This is a genomic window from Flaviaestuariibacter terrae (genome assembly GCF_054777635.1).
Window position 1 is genome coordinate 666384 of sequence record NZ_BAAHAL010000006.1, and the last position, 19753, is coordinate 686136.

Below are 19753 nucleotides of genomic sequence, written 5' to 3' on the forward strand. Positions count from 1 at the left end.
GTGTCGCGACTGTCCCGCAGCCCTTACCCGTATATCTACGGAGCGCTCCTCCTGCTCCTGCTCCTGCTGTTTGGCTGGTCGCTGGGCGTGGGTGCCGTTCCGATCCGGTTTGCGGAGATACCGGCCCTGCTGCGGCACCGGTACGACGGAAGCGGCAGCGTGAATGCGCTCCACGAGGCGCTCTTTTTCGAGATCCGCCTGCCGCGCAGCCTGCTGTGCCTCCTCGTGGGCGCCTCGCTATCTGTGTCGGGTGCGCTGATGCAATCGCTCTTTCGAAACCCAATCGTAGAGCCGGGGCTCGTAGGTACATCGGCGGGCTCTGCGCTCGGGGCGGCCCTGCTGATTGTACTGGGGCAGAACGCATTCTTCGCGCAGCTTTCCTTCCTGGGCAGCCTCCTCGCACCAGCCTGCGCTTTTGTCGGCGGCATGATCGCGACGCTGCTGGTTTATTATTTTTCCGCCTCCCTCAACCGCGTGAGCGTGTCGGTAATGATCCTTGCCGGCGTAGCCGTGAATGCGCTGGCCAATGGCGGCACCGGATTCCTTGCCTATATCGCCCGCGATCCGCAGGCGCGGTCCATCACCTTCTGGAGCCTCGGAACGCTCTCGGTCGCCAGCTGGAAGATGGTTTGGATTGTCAGTATTTCTACGGTGACAGGACTATTGCTGGCCCTCCGCCTCGCAAGACCGCTCAATGCCCTTCAGCTGGGCGATGCCGAAGCGCGGTACCTGGGCGTACGGACGGAGCGCCTGAAATTCTCGGTGATGCTCGTAAATGCGTTGCTCGTAGCGGTCGCCACCTCGATGGTCGGGATCATTGCCTTTGTCGGGCTTATCGTGCCGCACGTGCTGCGCCTCCTCCGCAGCTCCGACAACCGCTACCTCATTGCCGGATCAGCACTGCTCGGCGCCTCGGTGCTGCTGGCTACCGACATGCTGTGCCGCGTCCTGATCGCGCCGGCGGAAATGCCGATCGGGATCGTGACTGCTTTTATCGGCGCGCCATTATTTCTGTACCTGCTGGCCCGTGCCAAAGGCGGGCAAAAAGGAGGCTTCTATGCTTGAGGCCGCCCATATCAGCTATCGCGTGGGCAGGAAAACGCTGTTGCAGAAGACAACGCTATCCTTTGCACCGGGAAGCTTCCACGTGATCATGGGTCCGAATGGCGCCGGCAAATCGACGCTGCTGCGCCTCCTGGCCGGCGAGCTGAAACCGTCGTCCGGCGCAGTTACACTTGGAGGAAGAGCGCTCCCTACATTTTCGGCGCTGGAGCTTGCGCGGCGCAGGGCAGTGCTTTCGCAGCACTATGCCCTCCAGTTTCCGATCAGCGCTAAAGACGTGGTGCAGCTCGGGCGCTACCCGCATGCCGGCGCGCTGTCGCGTACCGAAGAAGAGGCGCTGGTTGCCGACTGCCTGCATTCGATGGATATGGAGGGATTCGCGGAGCGCGACTACGGAACGCTCTCGGGCGGTGAAGCGCAAAAAGTGCAGATGGCCCGTGTGCTCGCCCAGCTTGGCGGAACGGGCGCTTCCGGCAAGCTCCTGTTTCTTGATGAACCCGTGTCGCACCTTGATATACGCTACCAGCAGCGGCTGCTGCAAACCGCCAAAGACCTTGCGGAGCAGGGAAACACGGTAGTGGCCGTACTCCACGATCTCAACCTGGCGCTTCGCTACGCCGACAGGCTGCTGTTTTTGAAGGAAGGCGCTCTGTGTGCCGACCTTGCGGACCCTGCGCACCTGACGGCTGCAATAGTGGAATCCGTATTCGACGTTCCTGTGCGCATAGACGTCACCGGGAATGGCAAGCGAATGGTGGTTTTTGAATAGTTGTTGGGACAGCCGGTAAGCTTTCCAGACATCAGCTCATTGGGAACGTCTATTGCCCGGCCGCTGATGCAGGTATCAAGCAGCACGAACCTGAAACAAGGCAACTGGGTGCCGAGTGGTCTACCCTAATGTTTGCGCGACGCGGTTGAACACTTCTTCTTCCGTAAGCGGCTCCGGCAGAAACTTCTGGCCTGTTACCGTCTCATACAGGTCGATGTAGCGCTCGCTGATCTCACGCACCCATTCGTCGGTCATTTCGGGAACCACCTGGCCTTCCTGGCCCATGAATTCGTTTTGAATAAGCCACTCGCGAACGAACTCCTTACTCAATTGCTTCTGGTGCGCGCCCGCAAGCTGCCGCTCCTCGAAGCCTTCGGCGTGGAAGTAGCGCGAAGAGTCGGGCGTATGGATCTCGTCCATCAGCATGATCTCGTCCCCGTAGAGTCCGAATTCGTATTTCGTGTCGGCCAGGATCAATCCCTGCCGGCGGGCGAGTTGATTGCCGCGGGCGAAGAGCGCCAGTGCGTACGACCGGATTTTAGCCCATTGCTCCGGCGTAGCCAGCCCCTGCGCAAGAAGCTCCTTTTCGGAAATATCCTCGTCGTGCCCTTCGCTTGCCTTGGTGGACGGCGTGATGAGCGGTACCGGGAAGAAGTCGTTCTCCCGCAGGCCATCGGGCATCAAGGCGCCGCAAAGGATCCGCACACCGCTATTATAGGTACGCCAGGCATGTCCACAGAGATTGCCACGCACCACCACCTCGATCCGGAACGGCGTACAGCGGTAACCGTAAGACGCATTTGGGGCGGGTGTCGACAGGAGCCAGTTGGGACAGATATCGCGTGTGGCCGACAACATATAGGCGGCGAGCTGGTTGAGCACCTGCCCTTTATACGGAATAGGGCGGGGGAGGATCACGTCGAAAGCCGATATGCGATCCGAGGCCAGCAGCACAAGGCGGTCGTTGCCGATATAATAGACGTCGCGAACCTTGCCGCGGTAGAAGCCGCTTTGCCGGGGAAACGTAAAGGGTGCCATGACCCGAAAATAGCGATGGATCGACAGAAGGCAGCGTTCATCTTTCAACGCACAAACGCACATGGTGGAAATAAAAATTTTAACACTTTGGCTTTACTGTGTATTTTTCCGCCCGAAAACTATGTGCTTCAAAGGGTTCCGTGTGAGCTCCTGCTGCACGGTGCGAAACAACCGATGTTGCTTCCAAAACAAAATCAAATGTTTATGAGACAATGCTTGCGCTTATCGTCCGCCCTTTTGTTGGCGACGCTCTTTTCGCTTTCCGTCATGGCCCAGAATGTAACCCTGACCGGCAAGGTGAAGAACGTCAGCTCCAAGGAAAACGTTCCCGCCGTTTCCGTTACTGTTAAGGGAGGATCCCAGGGCGCCTACACTGATGACAATGGTAACTTCCGGCTTACGGTCAACAAGCTTCCCGTAACGCTCATCGTGAGCTCGGTAGGCTTTGAAAGCCGCGAGATCACCGTAACGAGCGCCTCGCAGGCCATCGACGTCGACCTGACTCCTTCGTCCATCCTCGGACAGGAAGTAGTGGTATCGGCAACGCGTGCGCCCGAGCGTATTCTCGAAACGCCCGTGACGGTTGAGAAAATGAGCAGCCTCACGCTCCGCAACGTACCCGCCCCGAGCTACTACGAGGCGATCAACAACCTGAAAGGCGTGGACATGCACACGGCTTCGCTCACGTTCCGCACGGTAACCACCCGCGGTTTCGTAGCCAGCGGCAACACCCGCTTCAACCAGCTGATCGACGGTATGGACAACCAGGCCCCCGGCCTCAACTTCTCCGTAGGCAACATCATCGGCCCCTCCGACCTCGACATCGACAACATGGAGATGCTCTCCGGCGCTTCGTCGGCTCTCTATGGATCGGGCGGCATGAACGGCACGCTGCTGATCAACACAAAGAACCCCTTCAAGTACCAGGGTCTCAGCTTCCAGATCAAGCAGGGTCTCATGCACCTGCAGGACCGCTACCAGAAGCCTTCTCCTTATTATGATTGGTCAGCCCGCTACGGCAAGGCCTGGAATGAGAAGATCGCCTTCAAGATCTCGGCCCAGTTCATCAAGGCCAACGACTGGCAGGCATACGACTATGACAACGTGCAGCGCACCAGCGTCGTAAGCAAGGTCGTAGGCGGCAACCGCACTACCGATCCGAACTACGATGGCGTAAACGTGTATGGTGACGAGACCTCGGCCAACCTTAGCCTCGTATCGAAGCAGGTGGAAGGCGGTATCCGCGCCGGTATCCTCGGTGCCACCGGTGGTGCCCTCGACCCCGCTACCATCGCGCAGCAATACCTGACGCTCTTCCCGACCCCCAACAACGCCAACCTGACGGCGTTCCTGAGCAACCCGGCAATCCCGGCTGCACTCCGCCCCACGCTGGCCCAGTACATCCCGCTCTACGTGACGAACCGCAACGGTGCCGTCGCCAACCAGAATGTATCGCGCACGGGTTACAACGAAAAAGACCTCGTTGACTATAACACCATCAACTTCAAAGGCACGGCCGGTCTCTTTTACAAGCTGACACCGCGCATCGAAGTTTCGCTCAACAGCTACTGGGGTACCGGTACGACGGTTTACACCGGCGCCGACCGCTACTCGCTGAAAAACCTGCAGATGGCCCAGCACAAGCTGGAGATCCGCCACCCCAACTGGTTTGTACGCGGCTACACCACGCAGGAAAACTCCGGTGATTCCTACAACGCTACCGTACTCGGTCGCATCATGAACGAGCGCTTCAAGGCCAGCGGCGGCGCTTCGGGCTGGTACACGCAGTATGCGGTTGCCTACGCCCTCAGCCGCTTCGGTGGTCTGTCCGACTACCAGGCGCAGCAGCAGGCCCGCAGCGGTGCCGACCAGGGAATGCCGATGCCGGGTACGCCCGCTTTCGAAGCCCTGAAGAACGCTGTTGCCAGCGCTCCGATCGGTAAAGATCCCCAGGTGAACGGCGCCAAGTTCCTCGACCGCTCCGACCTCTGGGCAGGTGAAGGCCAGGTAAACATTTCGAACCTCGCCAACTTCTCCAACACGGTAGACATGATCGCCGGTGTTCAGTACAAGCAATATGTACTGAACTCTCAGGGCACGCTCTTCGCCGATACGGCCGGCACGCTGAAGCCTTCCGAGATCGGTGGCTATGTGCAGCTGCGTAAAGGCCTGTTCAACAACGTGCTCATGCTGACCGCCGCCGGTCGCTACGACAAGCACAGCAACTTCGACGGACGCTTTACGCCCCGCGTAACTGCCGTTGTGAAGCTGTTCAAAGACAACAACCTCCGCCTGTCGTACCAGACGGCTTACCGCTTCCCCACCAACCAGGACCAGTACATCAACCTGAATGTGGGCTCCGGCCTCCTGATCGGTGGTCTTGCTGAATTCCAGTCCTACTACGGTCTCGACAACAGCGCTACACCGGGCTACACCGCCGAGTCGGTTAACGCCGCCCGCGCAACGCTCGATCCCACGAAGCTGTCGGCTTACCAGTACAAGCAAATGAAGCCCGAAAGCGTTACTTCCTACGAAGTAGGCTACAAGGGTGTTGCCGGCAAGCGTTTCTTCTACGATGCCTACGCATACTACAGCCAGTACAAGGACTTCCTGGGCCGCGTAGCTGTCGTGCAGTCGATGACGGGCTCGCCCGCTGGCGCTCTGGACCCCGGCACGTCGCGCAACCTGTCGTATGTACAGAACGCCGACCAGAAAGTGAATGCTTTCGGATGGGGTGTTTCGGCTGAAGTCAACATCGTTCGCTCCACGTATATCTACGGCAACGTATTCTCCGATGAACTCCGCGATGTTCCGGAAGGCTATATCACCTTCTTCAACGCACCGAAGTACCGCACCAACCTGGGCTTCCGCACCGACAACGTATGGCGTGGCATCGGCTTCAACATCGTATGGAAGTGGCAGGACCAGAACTTCTACGAAGGCACCTTCGTAAGCGGTACGCTGCCGGCTTACCACAGCATCGACGCACAGCTGTCGTACCGCCTGCCGAACACCAAGTCGGTGTTCCGTATCGGTGCTACCAACCTGGCCAACCAGTACTACCGCTCCGGCTACGGCAGCCCGTATGTTGGTGGCCTGTACTATGCTTCGTTTGGTTACAACATCTTCTGATCTTAGAAGCTGAATGCATAAAAAAGCCTCCCTTCGGGGAGGCTTTTTTCTTGGCATTAGGTCATGCCCCGGAGAAGGGAAACGATCTCCATTCGCATTATCCGTAGCCCGGATTCAAGGCTTTCATTGAGCCGTTCGGAAAGGAATGGACGAATAGTGAAGAGGGGAGACCAAAACCTTAGTTCGTCAATTGATTGCTTCTAAAACTGTTGGCACTAGTCAGGACAAAGCTGCTACGACCGGAAAGCTGCAACACGCAAAAGGCCCGCTCTTGCAAGCGGGCCTCTGTCAGGGGCAGGAGTAAATCGTTGGATTAACCGAAGAGGCCGCCTTTCTTCAGGCTGCGGGTGCCTTCGGCAATCTTGAAACCATTCTGGTATACTTCGATCTTGTAGTCACCGATCTTGAAGTCGGGGCGACGAAGCGGTACACTTACATTCTTGCGGGTTCCTTGCTCGTAATCGACCGTGGTCTTGAACGAGAAAGGACGGTCGCCATCGTTGCGGGTGGTCAGCGTACCCGAGCCGAGTGCGGGGTCAGTCACAACCTGTCCGTCGGGACCTGTTACGACAACATATACATCGGCAGGACCGGACTTGGCAACGCGGTTTTCGATGTCAAAGGAGATAACGAGCTTGTTGACACGCTTGGCGGTAGTTGTTTCCTTTTCCTTGCCGTTGCGGCGCTCATCGATCGGGTGGATTTGGATGTTCGAAGCCGAGAACGTCGAAGCGACATCTACGGTCTTCGCGAGCTCCTCACGCTCGGCGGTGCTGGTTTGCAGGTTCGTCTGCAGCACGGTGCGCTCTTCGGTCAGCTGCGTGTTGGCGGCGGCCAGTTGCTGGTTCTCACCATTAAGGCGGGCCACTTCAGCTTCGAGGTTGGCGATCTTGCCATTGAGTGTAGAGATAAGGCCTTTTGCATGCGACAGTTCAGCCGCGGTGGCGTTGCGCTTGCGCAGGATGGAGTTGATTTCGTTCTTCAGACGGCCTATCTCGCTGTTGTTTTGCGTAACCTGGCCCTGAAGATTGTTGTTGTTACCCGTTAGCGAGTCGAGACGGGTCAGCGCGTCGTTGTAGAGCAGCTGTACGGAGTCGCGGGCACTCATGGCGTTGGACGCCTGCGTGCTGGTCATCGCGATCTTGTCATCGGATTCGTTCTTCGATTTCAGAAAATAAGCCCAGGTGCCTAATAAACCGGCTGCCAATACGCCAATCACTATATTTTTGACATTGTTATTGGTGCTGCGGACCGGACGGTTTTGCTGCGGTTCATTTGCAGACGGGTAGTTTGTGTTCGCCATCGTAAATCGATTTAGGGTTAAAATTGAGGGTTTCTGGTTAAGAGTGTGTTTCGATTTTCGCACACGTAATACAAAACCATGCCAGTTTAAGGAAGGTTGCATTCCGATATGTGAAATATGAAGGTAGACAAGATCATCTCCGACATCAAAAAAGGACAGACAAAGCCCGTGTATTGGCTGGAGGGCGAGGAAGAATATTTCATCGACCAGGTGATGAATTATGCAGAGCACCACATCCTCTCCGAAAGCGAGGCCGGCTTTAACAAAACTGTTTTCTACGGCCGCGACACCGATTGGGCTACCGTGGTCAACGCCTGCCGCCGCTACCCGATGTTTGCGGAGCGCCAGGTCGTGCTGTTGAAGGAAGCCCAGGCCATGCGCGACATTGAAAAGCTCGAGGGCTATATCGACAAGCCGCTGCCGTCGACGCTGCTCTTCGTTGCCTATAAAGGAAAGAAGGTGGACGGGCGGACGAAGCTGGCCAAGCTCCTGAAGGAGAAGAGCGTGCTCGTCAGCACCAAGAAGCTGTACGACAACGAGCTTCCTGCCTGGACGGAGGAACTCGTGCGCGAGAAAGGGTTTACCATCACGCCCAAAGCGCTGCACCTGCTCATCGATCATATCGGCAACGACCTGAGCCGCATCAGCAACGAAATTGACAAGATGACGCTCAACCTTGCCGGACGCAAGAGCATCAACGAAGACGACATTGAACAGTTTGTCGGCATCAGCAAGGAATACAACGTATTCGAGCTGCAGGACGCACTCGCGCGCCGCGACTATTACAAGGCAATGCGGATCGCTACTTATTTCGAGCAGAACCCGAAGGCCGCGCCCTTACCCTACGTGTTGCCGCTGCTGTATGGCTTTTTTGGTAAGCTGCAGGTCGTACACAGCGCACCGCCAGGGCAGGAGAAAGCCCTGGCCGCCAGTATCGGCATCACCGAATGGAAGCTGAAGGAATTCACGCAGGCCGCCCGCCAGTACAACCCGCAGGCGATCGAAAAGAATATTCTCCTGCTGAACCAATACAACCTCAAAAGCATCGGCGTCGACAATGCCGGTGCCGACGACGGGCAACTCCTGAAAGAGCTGATCGTGAAGATGATGGTTGATGCCTGAGCAACGGCGTAGTAAGATGGAGGTACTAATTACTTGCGCAGCCGATCCAATGAATCGAGCTTATCCTGCTGCAGTTGTGTCTTGAGCTCTTCAAGCGACGGATACTTCTCCTGCGCGCGCAGGTATGCCCAGACCTCGACGCGGAGCGTGTCGCCGTAGATCTCTTCGCCAAAATCAAACAGGTTGATCTCGATGCGCTCGATCACATCGTTGAGCGTCGGACGCTTCCCGATACTCAGCATGCCTCCGAGCACGCGGTCACCGAGCTGCGCCGTCGCTGCGTAAACGCCTTCGCCCAGACGGATCTTGTCCGGGTCGGAATAGGAGAGGTTTGCCGTGGGATAGCCGATGGTCCGGCCAAGCTTGTCGCCGTGGATGACCACACCCTCGAAGGAAAAGCGGTAACCGAGCAGCGATTGGGCCGCCGATACATCGCTTTGCTTCAGCGCCTGCCGGATTTTCGTTGATGAGATCCCGATCGAATGAAGCAGTTGCTGCGGTATCTCGATGAGTTCATAGCCATAGTGCGGCTGCACCGTTTCCAGCAGCTCGTAGCCGCCGCTGCGGCCCTTGCCGAAGCGGTGGTCGTAGCCGATGATGAGCGTATGCGGGTGAAATCGTCCCACCAAAAAATCGCGCACATAAGCTTCCGCATCCTGCGCCGCGAATTCAGCCGTGAAGGGCACCACCACCAGGTGATCCACGCCGTGTTGCTCCAAGAGGGCTGCTTTTTCCGAAAGCGTCGTCAGCAGCTCCAGCGAGCCCTCGGGCTGCACGATCTTGCGGGGATGCGGGTGAAAGGTGATGACGACCGTTTCGCCACCGGTGCGGGCGGCCTGTTGCCGCAGGGCCCGGAGAATCTCCTGGTGCCCGAGGTGCACGCCGTCGAAGGTGCCGATGGTCACCACGGCGTTCCGGAAGGGAGGCAATTGCTCCAGATCAAAATGCACCTGCATGGGCGCGAAGTTAAGTTGCCCCATTTAACCAGCGAGCCAATTAATAGCCTTTCCACGCGTTACCTTTGGGGCATGTCGCTTTATTCGCAACGCGGAGTTTCCGCGCAGAAGGAAGACGTTCACGCCGCTACGCAGAATCTGTCGAAAGGGCTTTACCCGCGCGCCTTTTGCAAGATCGATCCCGACCTGCTCGGTGGTGATGCCGACTGGGTGAACGTCATGCACGCCGACGGTGCCGGCACCAAGAGCATCCTGGCCTACCTCTATTGGAAAGAGACCGGTGACCTCTCGGTATGGAAAGGCATTGCGCAGGACGCTGTGGTTATGAACCTCGACGACCTGATCTGCACCGGCATCTACGACCGGATGCTGTTTTCCTCTTCGATCGACCGCAATAAGAACCGCATCCCGGCCGAGGTGCTTACGGCGCTCATCGAGGGCACGCAGGAGTTTCTCGACAACATGGCCGGCCTTGGTGTACAGATTGCCTTCATGGGCGGCGAAACCGCCGACGTCGGCGACGTTGTGCGCACGGTAGCGGTGAACGGCACAATGGCCGCCCGCTGGCGCCGCAAGGCACTCATCACCAACGAGGCCATTGCGCCTGGCCAGGTGATCGTGGGCCTTGCCAGCCATGGCCAGGCCACCTACGAAAATGCCTACAACAGCGGTATCGGCTCAAACGGCCTGACGAGCGCCCGCCACGATGTGCTGCACAAGCATTATAAAACATTCCCCGAAACCTTCGACGAGCTTGTAGCGGAAGACGTGGTCTACATCGGGCCGCACCGCCTCACCGATTCGATCGACGCGGCCGGTGCGCTGCGCACGGTGGGCAGCCTGCTGCTCTCGCCGACGCGCACCTTTGCGCCGCTGGTACGGACGTTGCTCGAGGAGCACTTCGGCGATATTTACGGCCTCATTCACTGCAGCGGCGGCGGGCATACCAAGTGCCTGAAATACCTTCCCGAACACCTGCGCGTGGTGAAGGACGGTCTCGAAGCGCCGCCGGAGATCTTCCGGCTCATCCAGTCGTCGAGTGGCGCCGACGACCGCGAGATGTACCAGGTATTCAATATGGGCACGCGGTTGGAGGTGTATACCAACGAGCGTACCGCCGTTGCACTCATCGCCATTGCCCGGCACTACGGCATCGAGGCCGTTGTCATCGGGCGCACCGAAGAATCTGTTAAAAAAGAAGTGCTGTTGAAGGTCAATGGCGCTGAAATTCGTTATTAACTATCTTTCCAAAAATCAGCTATGGCCGAATCGATCATCGAGCTCCGCGACGTCAACATCTACCAGGGCGACAGCCAGGTGCTCCGCAACGTGAACCTCACTGTCAACAAGGGTGAATTCGTATACCTCGTGGGTAAAACGGGTACCGGTAAATCGAGCCTGCTGAAGACGCTCTACGGCGAGCTGCCGCTTCGTGAAGGACAGGGCACCATCAACGGCTACGACCTGCGGACGCTCGACTGGCGCAAGGTTCCCTTCCTCCGCCGCAGCCTCGGCGTTGTGTTCCAGGACTTCCAGCTGCTCACCGATCGAAACGTAAACGAGAACCTGAAGTTTGTACTGAAGGCCACCGGCTGGAAAGACGAAAAGCTGATGGATGAAAAGATCGCCGACGTGCTCGATAAAGTGGGCCTTAAATCGAAAGGCTTTAAGATGCCCTTTGAGATGTCGGGCGGCGAGCAACAGCGCGTCGACATCGCGCGCGCCCTGCTCAATTCACCGAAGCTGATACTTGCCGACGAGCCCACGGGTAACCTCGACCCCGAAACGTCGGATGAGATCATGCAGCTGCTCTTCCACATCTCCCGCGACTATGGTACGGCGATCGTGATGGCGACGCACGACTACATCGTGATCAACAAATTCCCGGCGCGGATGCTGCGTACCGAGCACGGCGGTGTCATCGACAACGCCTCTATAGCCATGCATTAAGCTTTTGCGCGTTTCGGCCGTTCGAGTATACCTCGGCCACGATCTGCCGGCGCTCCCGTATTTCTTCGGTAAACGCCGTGCCCCACAACCGCGCTACGGCCGCCCTGAATTCTTCGGGCGTTTCCGCCAGCTCCACGGCGCCCGAAAAGGCCGTGCCGGCGATTCCTGCCGCATTCGACAGGCAATGCCTTCCACTGAACAGCGCATGAAGCATCTTCAGCTTCAGCCCGGTTGTGTTGAACGAGGGGAGGACGTTCACCTGCGCTTCGCGAAGCAATTCTTCCATTTCATCGGCGCCCGGGTTGCTGTACAGGCGGATGTGCGGCTTTCCGGACGCACCATGGAACAATGACTTCGGGATGTTCTTGCCGGCGATCACAAACGGGATGGAGCTGTCGGTGAAAACGTGCTCCAGCAGCCACTCCGCGGCCTCGCGGTTTTCCGACACTTCCATATTACCCTGGTACAGGCAGAACGACCCGCGGCCGGTAGCACCCTCAAGGCGCTGCCAGGGCGTGAACGAAGGGATGAACGAAAGCTGGCGGAATCCATAGCGCTCGGCCAGTTGCGCGATGTCTGTATGCGATACGCAGGCCATCGGAAGTTCTTTCGGAAGCGAGTCCTGGAACGCGTCGAGCAGGCGGCTTTCGAGCCGGTAGTACGCACGGCGAAACAGGTTCCGCTCATTGTCAGCCAGGCCTGCATAATAGGCCGCCTCGTCGTTGTGCATCCGGAGCAGGAACTTCCGCTTCCCGTAGAAATGCGGTAGCAGGCCTGCGCAATGAACCCCTTCCAGCAGTATCGGCGCATCGTCCTTCTTAAGCCGCTTCAGCAATTCGGGACTATTGCGTGAGCCCGTGATATACGGCTGCTTTTCCCAGATCGAAGCTAGGAAGCTTTTGCGCGGGTATTTGTGGATCTCGGAGCAAAATGCTTCCATCCCGGTGCTGCCTCGGCCCTCCTTGTAATCAAAGTAGTGCAGCACAATCGAGCGCCCCGTTTCGGCGAGCGCCTTTGCTTTGTAATACATGTCGATGGCCCCGCCATAATCGGGGGGAGCCGGTGCGTCGAGGCAAACGATATGGAGCTTGTCAGCCACGGGCAAAGGCTTTACGGTAAATGTCAAGCAGGCGCGGTGCTTCAGCGTCCCAGTGCCACTGCGCTCGGGCCCGGTTCGCATTGGCGCGCAGGCGCTCGTAGCAGGGACGATCGGAGAGAAGCCTGTGGACGCCTTCGCTAACGCCTTCAACCGACAGCTCGGGCAGCAACAGGGCTACTTCGAATTGCTCGTTAAGACGCCGGTATTCAGGATAGTCATTGGTAAGCTGTGGGATACCGGCCTGCACATAATCAAAAAACTTGTTGGGGAGGCAGTAGTACTGGTTAAGCCCTTCGGCCTCGGTAAAGTTGATGCCGAACAGGGCCCCGGCGGTTATCGCGGGAAGCTGCTCCGGCGGAAGCATTCCGCGTAATTCGATCTTTGCGGCTACTCCATGCTGTTGGATAAGATCCTTCAGTTGCTCCATGAAGTTGCCATCGCCGCAAACAACCAGCGGCACATCAATGTTCTTCCAGGCCGGTACGATCACTTCAAAACCCCGCGCTTCATTGACGGCACCCTGGTAAAGAATGTATGGCCCGCTGCCCGCAGCGCCCGCAGTAGTTTCCTGCAAGACCGGCATATTGCGGACGACAGAGAAGCGTCGCCCGTAGCGCTCTTCGAAAATGCGCGCAAGGCCTTCACCCACTGTGTAGCCTGCGTCCATCGCCATCACCGCGTAGCGCTCGATCCGCAGCCAGGCTTTGTGAACCGGCGGCCGGCTGCGCACCTCTTTCATTTCGGTAAACAATTCATGGGCATCATAAAAACGTAATGCGCCTTTGATACGGCCGGCCGTAAAGCAGGCGAGGGCTGTGTCGATATCGATCGCGCAGACGCCGTCGAATCGTCGGAACAAGAGGAAGAGAAAAAGGCGAACGTTGTATTCGGCATAAAACAGCGGCCCCTTGTTACTGAGGCAGCGAAGCCGCTTTTGCGTGTATGGCTCTTTTCGCAACGGGCGCGAGTGTGAAAGCTTCCGGCCTACCAGGGTAACATCATAGTTGTTTTCCGCCAGGGTCCGGCAGATACGCTGCATTCGCTGGTCATAGCTGAGGTCATTGGTAACGGCCAGGATCAATCGCTTCATGCGCTGTCGCCTTGGAGTCGGGTATAGATGCGATCGATGAACTCAACTACCCGCAGGGCGCGGAAGGCATCAAACCTGCCGTCGCTTCCCCCGTCCAGTACAGCCGGCAATCGGTCGGCCACGCAGGCTGACTGGCCGGGATCCGTCATATCAATCCCCGTTGCTTCTACCGTATTGATCCGGAGCTTGTCCTGGTCAAACGCACCGCCTATCGTAAGCGTGCCGTTGGCGCCTTCGAGCAGCACCGAAAAACCGGGAGCCTGGGCCTCGGGGGCCGGGGCCACCGTCCAGTCAAAATAGGCAGTACCGCCGCCGTCCAATGTAAATTCCGCATGCCCGCTTTGCTCCAGCGAATCGTCGCCGCGTCCGCGCTCCAGGTGACCACGAACGGAGTCGATGGGGCCCAGCACGGTGGTCAGGGCTTCGGCAAGCGGGTAGAAAATGCCGTAAAGATGTCCGCCGTCGGGAAAGCGGCTTCCTCCGGGATCCTCCGTAGTACGTGCCCAGACATGAACACGGCGCAGGGCGCCCAGCTCTTTCGCCGCCTGTCTCCAAAAGCGGCTGCAATGGTTGATCACGTGCAGCTTCCGGCCGGTGTACTTCGCCGTTTCGAGGATCTGCCAGGCCGCCGACGAGGTGATGCAAAGCGGCGCGTTACAGATCACATCCCTGCCTGCCTGCAATGCTTTGATCGCGTATTCGGCATGCAGCCCCGTCCGGGTGTGCAGCCATACGGCCGGCACATCGGAACTGGCCAGCAAGTCGTCGATGTGCCCGAACGAGAGCGGTGCTTCACCGGCAGTCGCAGCAAGGGCAGCGCTGGTATCGTCGGGCATAGGAAGGTCCTGAACTAGGGCAATTCGGTACATGCGTCAAAAATAGGGGTTCCGCCCATGAAAAAAGCCCTGCCGGCTGGCAGGGCTCTTAAGCTTTATGGAAGGAAGTTACATGCCTACGCCCGTGTCCATACCGGCATCTTCCTGGCGCGTGTTCTTACGCTTGAAAAGCGTTGCGTCCATCTTGCCGAAGCGGTAGCTGAAGTTGAGGCGGAACACCTGCGGATCGCGGCGACGGAGAACATCCTGTACGAAACCGGTCGACTCGGTATGCGCGTCGTACTTGCGGGTGCGGAAGATATCGTTTACGTTGAGCGAGAGCGAAGCCTTGCGGTCTTTGAGGAATTCGTAACGAAGGGCAGCATCAACACCGAAGTTGGGACGGATATAGCCCTGTGCAGCGGAACCGCTACCGCCACCCATCATGCCACCGCCACCACCGAAGCCGCCACGGCCTCCGCCGCTGTTGGAGCCGCCGGGTGCCGAAATGATCTTCGAGGTGTAATCACCCGAAAGCTGGAGGCTGAAGTTCTTCGGGAGCTTGAACTGGTTGTTGATCTTGGCGAAGTAGCTCACGAACGGATCAGGCGTTACCTGGCCCGGCACCTCGATCTTCGACGTGAACAGGTTGAGGTTGGAGGTCAGGTCCCACCAGGCAGCCACCTTGTTGCGCGATACGAGCTCGAGGCCCGACACCCAGCTGCGGCTGGCGTTGATGAACGTGTTGATGTACACGTCGCGCTTCAGGAAAGTATCGTTCTCCAGTTGCTGGTAGCGCGTGATGAGGTCGTTGGTGTTTTTGAAATAAAGCGACGCAATGAAGTTATCGCGGTTCTTGAAGGTATGCGAGAAGGCGAGTTCCAGCGAGTTGGTGAACTCGGGCACAAGACCCGGGTTGCCGCGGCTGATGTTGAGCGAGTCGGAATAATCGGTGTAGGGGAAGAGCTGGAAGAAGTTGGGACGGTTGATCCGGCGGCTGTAATTAAGCTGCAGGTCGCTGAAGTCCGTCAGCTTCTGGCTCAGGAAGACACTTGGAAACAGGCTTACCGGGAACTCGGTACGGAACGATTGCTTGCGGTTGAGCACGCCTTCGTTCGTGGAGCTCTCGGCGCGCAGACCAAGCTGGTAGCCGAAGGTTTTCATCTTGCCCGAGTACGTGCCATAGGCGGCGTAGATGCGCTCCTGGTTGGTGTAATAGGTGCCGGTGGTCTTGCCGCCAAGTGTGTACGCGATATCGCTGACAATATCACGCACCTGCACGCGGGCGCCGCCTTCGATCTTCGACTTTTCCGTGATCGGGTTGGCATAGTCGGTCTGGAATACAACCGTCTGGTTGGTACCGGCTATGTTCTGCAGTTGTGTATAGCTTCCGAGGTTCGCGTTATCGGGCGCGATCCGCAGGTTCTGCGAAGTGATCACGCTCTCGTTCTCGTTATGGCCTTTGTTATAGTTCACATCGGCAGTCCATTCGTGACCGGCCTTGGGGAAGTTATGCTTGAAGCTGAGCTGGGCGCCCATGTTGCGGAAGCGGTTCGTTCCTTCGGTAATGCGGGGCGTCGACAGCACCGTGTCGGGCTGGCCATTCTTGCGCAGGGTTGTGCGGATGCTGGTCTCTGTTTCCGGATCCATACCGCCGCGCGCCATGCTCACGCTGGCCGAGATCGTGTTGCGGTTGTTGAGGAAGTAGTCGAGACCGGCGCGGCCAAATCCGAAAGCGCCGCGCATCGTGCTGCTGTCAAGCTGGCTGAGGATCGATTGCGAAGCCGGACCGGTGGTTACGCGGTCGGTCTGACCCGACGAGATCGATTTGCGCTGGTTGTAGTTGGCGCTGGCAAACACGTTCACCTTGTTCTGGCGCACGTTGATATCGGCACCAAGACCTACGCGGGCGCGGGAGTCGACGCTGGCGCGGATGTTACCGGCGTAGCCGACACGCTTGTTCTTTTTCAGTACGATGTTGAGAATACCCGCGGTACCGCCGGAGGCATCGAACTTGGCGGAGGGGTTGGTGATGATCTCGATGCTTTCGATGGCATCGGCCGGGATCTGCTCCAGGGTGAGGTTGGTGGGACGCCCGTCGACAAAGATCTGCGGGGCGTTGTTGCGGAGCGTAACGTTGCCATCCACGTCAACGGCCACGGAAGGCACGTTGCGCATCACGTCTACCGCGGTGCCGCCGGCGCTCGTGATGTTGCGGTCGACATTGAACACCTTGCGGTCGATGCCCAGGGTGAGCTGCGGGCGCTGCGCAGTAACGGTTACGTTTGCAAGCTCCTGCTGGTCAACCTGCAGCTTGATGTTTCCGAGGTCGCGGTCGATCGCGTTGATCAGCGCATTGGGATCGGTGCTGCCCTGCGGGCGCTGGAACTGCACCTTCTGCTCGTATTTCTTATAGCCGATACCGGTGATGCGGAGCGTGTACTGCGCCATCACGGGAACGTTCTCGATGCTGAAGTCGCCGTTGGCCGCGGTGAGCTGTCCGCCAACAACTGCCTCTTTGCGCTGCTTGGTCGCGGAATCCATGCGCATCGTCACAAGCACCACGGATGCGGCTTCGACGCCTTTGTTGGAGCCGTCAACCACGCGGCCGTAAAAGCGGCCGTTGGGCATGCTGCGGCCACCGCCGCCGGCGCCACCGGGGCGCTGCTGGGCGCCGGCCGCCAGGGTAAGAAGAAGAACGGACAGTAGGGTATAGAGTCTCATAATGTGTTATTCGGTAGAATGAAGGCGCAAAAATAGCCGACATGGCCGGGGCTATCCGGATTTGTTAACCATTATTAACGAATGGAAGGGGCGGTGGTTGCAGGGCGTTACGAGCGGTAGGGGGAAAAAGAAACCCCCGCGGGAAGCGGGGGCGGAGGGTGGCTAACCGGGCTCGAACCGGCGACCTTCGGAATCACAATCCGACGCTCTAACCAACTGAGCTATAACCACCGTTTTGCGGAATGCAAAAATAAGGGAATGAAGTGTTTTGCGCAAAATATTTCCCTTCGTCCTCCGCCAAATTTTTTCAGAAGATGCGTCGCGCGGGCTAACGGATTGCATTGTTCGAAGCACTCGTTGCACAAATTTGAAGCGGCCGTTCATCAAAAACGTTTGTTAAGTATAGAGGCCTCACCGGTGCTGCATCTTTTTTGCTTTAAATTTGAGAACTATGCCTCCGGCACTTAAATCACTATTCAGCATGAAAAGATTACCCATTCTGCTAACCTTGTTGGCGGCCGGGATTTTCCTGGCTACCCGCAGCCTCGGAACCGGAACCACCGCACCTCCCTCCAAATACGAACGCATTCTCCAGAGCGTGGGCGAAATGCTCCGCCAGGGCCACTACAGCCCCAAGGAGATCAACGACGATTTTTCCCGCCAGGTCTATGTGAAGTACTTCGAAGCCATGGACCCCGAAAAGAACATTTTCCTCCAAGAAGACCTCAAGACCCTGAGCCGCCACGAGACGCGCATCGACGACGAGATCAAGGGCGCGCCGGTGGAATTCTTCCAGGACGTGAGCGCGCTGTTCAACAAGCGCATGGCCGAAACGCAGAAGCTGTACCAGGAGCTTCTCGCAAAGCCCTTCGACTTTACGGTCGACGAATCGATCGTGGCCGATGCCAAGAAGATCCAGTTCCCGTCGAGCGCAGCCGAGCGCCGCGAAGCCTGGCGCAAAAAGGTGAAGTACATGGTGCTCGACCGCTACGTGGAGCTGCTGGATAACCGCGAGAAGAACAAAGGCACCAAGGATTTCGTAGTGAAGACCGATGCACAGCTCGAGGCCGATGCCCGCGACCGCGTGAAGAAAGTTCTCGACCGCATCTACCAGCGCTATTCGAAGACCTTTGATGACGACAAGCGTTTCGCGCTGTACGTGAATACGATCACCCAGCTCAATGACCCGTATACCGAGTTCTTCCCCCCGGTGGAGAAGCGCTACTTCGACGAGCAGCTGAGCGGTACCTTCTCGGGTATCGGCGCATCGCTCCAGTACGATGAAGGCAATATCAAGATCGCCACCCTGCTTACCGGCTCGCCCGCGTGGAAGTCGAAGCAGATCGAAGTAGGCGATGTGATCCTCAAGGTGGCCCAGGGCAAAGACAGCGTCGGTACCCAGGACATCTCCGGCTTTGAGGTGGAAGACGCGGTGAAGCTGATCCGCGGCAAGAAAGGGACCAGCGTAACCCTGACACTTAAGAAGAAAGACGGCACGGTGAAAAACGTGACCCTCACCCGCGATACCATCCAGCAGGATGAAACCTATGCCCGCAGCGCCGTGGTTGACCAGGGCGGCTCGAAGATCGGGTACATCTACCTCCCGGAATTCTACGCCGACTTCGACGATCCCAATGGCCGCCGCTGTGCTGCCGACGTCGCAGCCGAAGTGACCAAGCTGAAGCAGGCCAAGGTTGACGGCATCGTGATCGACCTCCGCAACAACGGTGGCGGCTCGCTCTACGATGTGGTGCAGATGGCCGGACTCTTTATCGAAGACGGTCCGATCGTGCAGGTGCGCGACCGCCAGGGCAAGCCCATGGTGATGCGCGACAAAGATCAGGGTGTACTTTATGATGGACCGCTCGCTGTTATGGTGAACGAGTTCAGCGCCTCGGCCTCCGAGATCTTCGCTGCCGCCATCCAGGATTACGGCCGCGGGGTGATCATCGGCTCTACGAGCACCTATGGCAAGGGCACCGTGCAGCGCGCCATCGGCCTCGACCCCGAAACAAACTTCATGAGCTCCAACAGCGATCTTGGCTCACTCAAGATCACGCTGCAGAAGTTCTACCGCATCAACGGTGGTGCCACACAGCTGAAGGGCGTTGTGCCCGACGTGATCGTGCCCGACCAGCTCGAGAGCTATAAGTACCGCGAGCGGGATAACGACAACGCACTTCCCTGGGACGAGATCAGCAAAGCCAGCTACAAGCCCTGGAACGGCGGTTACGACCTGCAAACGATCAAGAGCCTCAGCGCCGCGCGCATCAATGGTAACCCGGTGTTTCAGCAGATCAAGCGCAACACCGAGGTGATCGCTGCCCGTAACGACAAGGAGTACTCCCTGCAGATCGATAAGTTCCGCGCCGAGCAGCAGGAGATCCGCGTTCTTGTGAAGCAGACCGACAGCCTGATCAAGGCGAACAAGGAGCTGACCATCAGCTACCTCCCGGAAGACAAGGCCCGCATGGCGGAAGACAAGAACAAGGAAGACCGCTATAACCAGTTCCTCAAAGACCGCAGCCGCGATATTTACCTCGACCAGGCGGTACGCGTCATTGGCGATATCCGCAACCAGCAGTCGCTCGCCCGCGCCAAGCAGCAGGGCAAGCAGCCCGTGAAAACGTTTTAAGTAGAGACCTCACCAAATAAAGAAAAGCCCCGGCAGTTGCCGGGGCTTTTCTTATGCT

The 19753-nt window shown here is 58.0% G+C and carries 14 protein-coding genes and 1 tRNA gene; 7 read left to right on the forward strand and 8 right to left on the reverse strand.

The features are described 5' to 3' along the window. Nucleotides 1-1065, forward strand: a complete 1065-nt coding sequence (locus ACYU7Z_RS03640; RefSeq protein WP_460567465.1) for a FecCD family ABC transporter permease — start codon at nucleotides 1-3, stop codon at nucleotides 1063-1065. After that, nucleotides 1058-1831, forward strand: coding sequence for a heme ABC transporter ATP-binding protein (locus tag ACYU7Z_RS03645; RefSeq protein WP_460567467.1), 774 nt, complete (start codon nucleotides 1058-1060; stop codon nucleotides 1829-1831). Before ACYU7Z_RS03640 ends, ACYU7Z_RS03645 begins: the two co-directional genes overlap by 8 nt. Before the next feature lie 120 nt (nucleotides 1832-1951). Here ACYU7Z_RS03645 and ACYU7Z_RS03650 read toward each other — a convergent pair whose 3' ends face one another. Then, on the reverse strand, nucleotides 1952-2869 hold the full coding sequence (locus ACYU7Z_RS03650) for a phosphoribosylaminoimidazolesuccinocarboxamide synthase (RefSeq protein ID WP_460567469.1): 918 nt from the start codon (nucleotides 2867-2869) through the stop codon (nucleotides 1952-1954). Between the two features lie 204 nt (nucleotides 2870-3073). Here ACYU7Z_RS03650 and ACYU7Z_RS03655 point away from each other — a divergent pair, with 204 nt between their 5' ends. Next, nucleotides 3074-6001, forward strand: a complete 2928-nt coding sequence (locus ACYU7Z_RS03655) for a TonB-dependent receptor domain-containing protein (RefSeq protein WP_460567471.1) — start codon at nucleotides 3074-3076, stop codon at nucleotides 5999-6001. Between the two features lie 313 nt (nucleotides 6002-6314). Here the strand turns inward: ACYU7Z_RS03655 and ACYU7Z_RS03660 are convergent, their stop codons facing one another. Beyond that, entirely contained in the window at nucleotides 6315-7208 is an 894-nt protein-coding gene (locus ACYU7Z_RS03660) for a hypothetical protein (RefSeq protein ID WP_460567473.1), read from the reverse strand. Nucleotides 7209-7421: 213 nt separating this feature from the next. Between ACYU7Z_RS03660 and holA the strand changes: the two genes are divergently transcribed. Continuing rightward, nucleotides 7422-8426 carry a DNA polymerase III subunit delta gene (holA, locus tag ACYU7Z_RS03665; RefSeq protein WP_460567475.1) on the forward strand — a complete coding sequence of 335 codons (1005 nt, stop codon included), beginning with the start codon at nucleotides 7422-7424 and terminating at the stop codon, nucleotides 8424-8426. A 29-nt stretch (nucleotides 8427-8455) separates the two neighbouring features. On the opposite strand, the gene ribF is transcribed toward holA, so the two are convergent. Then, nucleotides 8456-9382, reverse strand: a complete 927-nt coding sequence (gene ribF / locus ACYU7Z_RS03670) for a riboflavin biosynthesis protein RibF (protein WP_460567477.1) — start codon at nucleotides 9380-9382, stop codon at nucleotides 8456-8458. A 72-nt stretch (nucleotides 9383-9454) separates the two neighbouring features. Between ribF and ACYU7Z_RS03675 the strand changes: the two genes are divergently transcribed. Both ACYU7Z_RS03675 and ACYU7Z_RS03680 read left to right on the forward strand, forming a co-directional pair. Continuing rightward, nucleotides 9455-10621 (forward strand): AIR synthase family protein, encoded by a 1167-nt coding sequence (locus ACYU7Z_RS03675; RefSeq protein WP_460567479.1) that lies wholly within the window; start codon nucleotides 9455-9457, stop codon nucleotides 10619-10621. A gap of 21 nt (nucleotides 10622-10642) precedes the next feature. Beyond that, the gene (locus ACYU7Z_RS03680) at nucleotides 10643-11332 is read left to right on the forward strand and encodes a cell division ATP-binding protein FtsE (RefSeq protein ID WP_460567481.1); all 690 of its coding nucleotides are present in this window, start codon (nucleotides 10643-10645) and stop codon (nucleotides 11330-11332) included. Here ACYU7Z_RS03680 and ACYU7Z_RS03685 read toward each other — a convergent pair. The 5 genes from ACYU7Z_RS03685 to ACYU7Z_RS03705 all read right to left on the reverse strand — a co-directional run bounded on the left by ACYU7Z_RS03685 (nucleotide 11316) and on the right by ACYU7Z_RS03705 (nucleotide 17291). Then, complete coding sequence (locus ACYU7Z_RS03685) at nucleotides 11316-12431, reverse strand: glycosyltransferase (protein WP_460567483.1); 1116 nt, start codon at nucleotides 12429-12431, stop codon at nucleotides 11316-11318. The two genes, ACYU7Z_RS03680 and ACYU7Z_RS03685, sit on opposite strands and share 17 nt — an antisense overlap. Then, on the reverse strand, nucleotides 12424-13521 hold the full coding sequence (locus tag ACYU7Z_RS03690) for a glycosyltransferase family protein (RefSeq protein ID WP_460567485.1): 1098 nt from the start codon (nucleotides 13519-13521) through the stop codon (nucleotides 12424-12426). Before ACYU7Z_RS03690 ends, ACYU7Z_RS03685 begins: the two co-directional genes overlap by 8 nt. Next, nucleotides 13518-14390 (reverse strand): Gfo/Idh/MocA family protein, encoded by an 873-nt coding sequence (locus ACYU7Z_RS03695; protein ID WP_460567487.1) that lies wholly within the window; start codon nucleotides 14388-14390, stop codon nucleotides 13518-13520. Before ACYU7Z_RS03695 ends, ACYU7Z_RS03690 begins: the two co-directional genes overlap by 4 nt. A gap of 75 nt (nucleotides 14391-14465) precedes the next feature. Further along, a complete protein-coding gene (locus ACYU7Z_RS03700; RefSeq protein WP_460567489.1) occupies nucleotides 14466-17060 on the reverse strand; it encodes an outer membrane beta-barrel protein in 2595 nt (864 codons plus the stop codon). A 157-nt stretch (nucleotides 17061-17217) separates the two neighbouring features. Beyond that, nucleotides 17218-17291 (reverse strand) — tRNA-His (locus tag ACYU7Z_RS03705). A gap of 250 nt (nucleotides 17292-17541) precedes the next feature. On the opposite strand from ACYU7Z_RS03705, the gene ACYU7Z_RS03710 reads away from it, so the two are divergent. Then, complete coding sequence (locus tag ACYU7Z_RS03710; protein WP_460567491.1) at nucleotides 17542-19695, forward strand: carboxy terminal-processing peptidase; 2154 nt, start codon at nucleotides 17542-17544, stop codon at nucleotides 19693-19695. Nucleotides 19696-19753 lie beyond the last annotated feature (58 nt).

Bases quoted from the DNA above. Each gene is read 5' to 3' on its own strand.
- ACYU7Z_RS03645 (WP_460567467.1), top strand. From the start codon at position 1,058: ATGCTTGAGGCCGCCCATATCAGCTATCGCGTGGGCAGGAAAACGCTG.
- ACYU7Z_RS03680 (WP_460567481.1), top strand. From the start codon at position 10,643: ATGGCCGAATCGATCATCGAGCTCCGCGACGTCAACATCTACCAGGGC.
- ACYU7Z_RS03695 (WP_460567487.1), bottom strand. From the start codon at position 14,390: ATGTACCGAATTGCCCTAGTTCAGGACCTTCCTATGCCCGACGATACC.
- ACYU7Z_RS03655 (WP_460567471.1), top strand. From the start codon at position 3,074: ATGAGACAATGCTTGCGCTTATCGTCCGCCCTTTTGTTGGCGACGCTC.
- ACYU7Z_RS03650 (WP_460567469.1), bottom strand. From the start codon at position 2,869: ATGGCACCCTTTACGTTTCCCCGGCAAAGCGGCTTCTACCGCGGCAAG.
- holA (WP_460567475.1), top strand. From the start codon at position 7,422: ATGAAGGTAGACAAGATCATCTCCGACATCAAAAAAGGACAGACAAAG.
- ACYU7Z_RS03690 (WP_460567485.1), bottom strand. From the start codon at position 13,521: ATGAAGCGATTGATCCTGGCCGTTACCAATGACCTCAGCTATGACCAG.
- ACYU7Z_RS03700 (WP_460567489.1), bottom strand. From the start codon at position 17,060: ATGAGACTCTATACCCTACTGTCCGTTCTTCTTCTTACCCTGGCGGCC.
- ACYU7Z_RS03710 (WP_460567491.1), top strand. From the start codon at position 17,542: ATGAAAAGATTACCCATTCTGCTAACCTTGTTGGCGGCCGGGATTTTC.
- ribF (WP_460567477.1), bottom strand. From the start codon at position 9,382: ATGCAGGTGCATTTTGATCTGGAGCAATTGCCTCCCTTCCGGAACGCC.
- ACYU7Z_RS03675 (WP_460567479.1), top strand. From the start codon at position 9,455: ATGTCGCTTTATTCGCAACGCGGAGTTTCCGCGCAGAAGGAAGACGTT.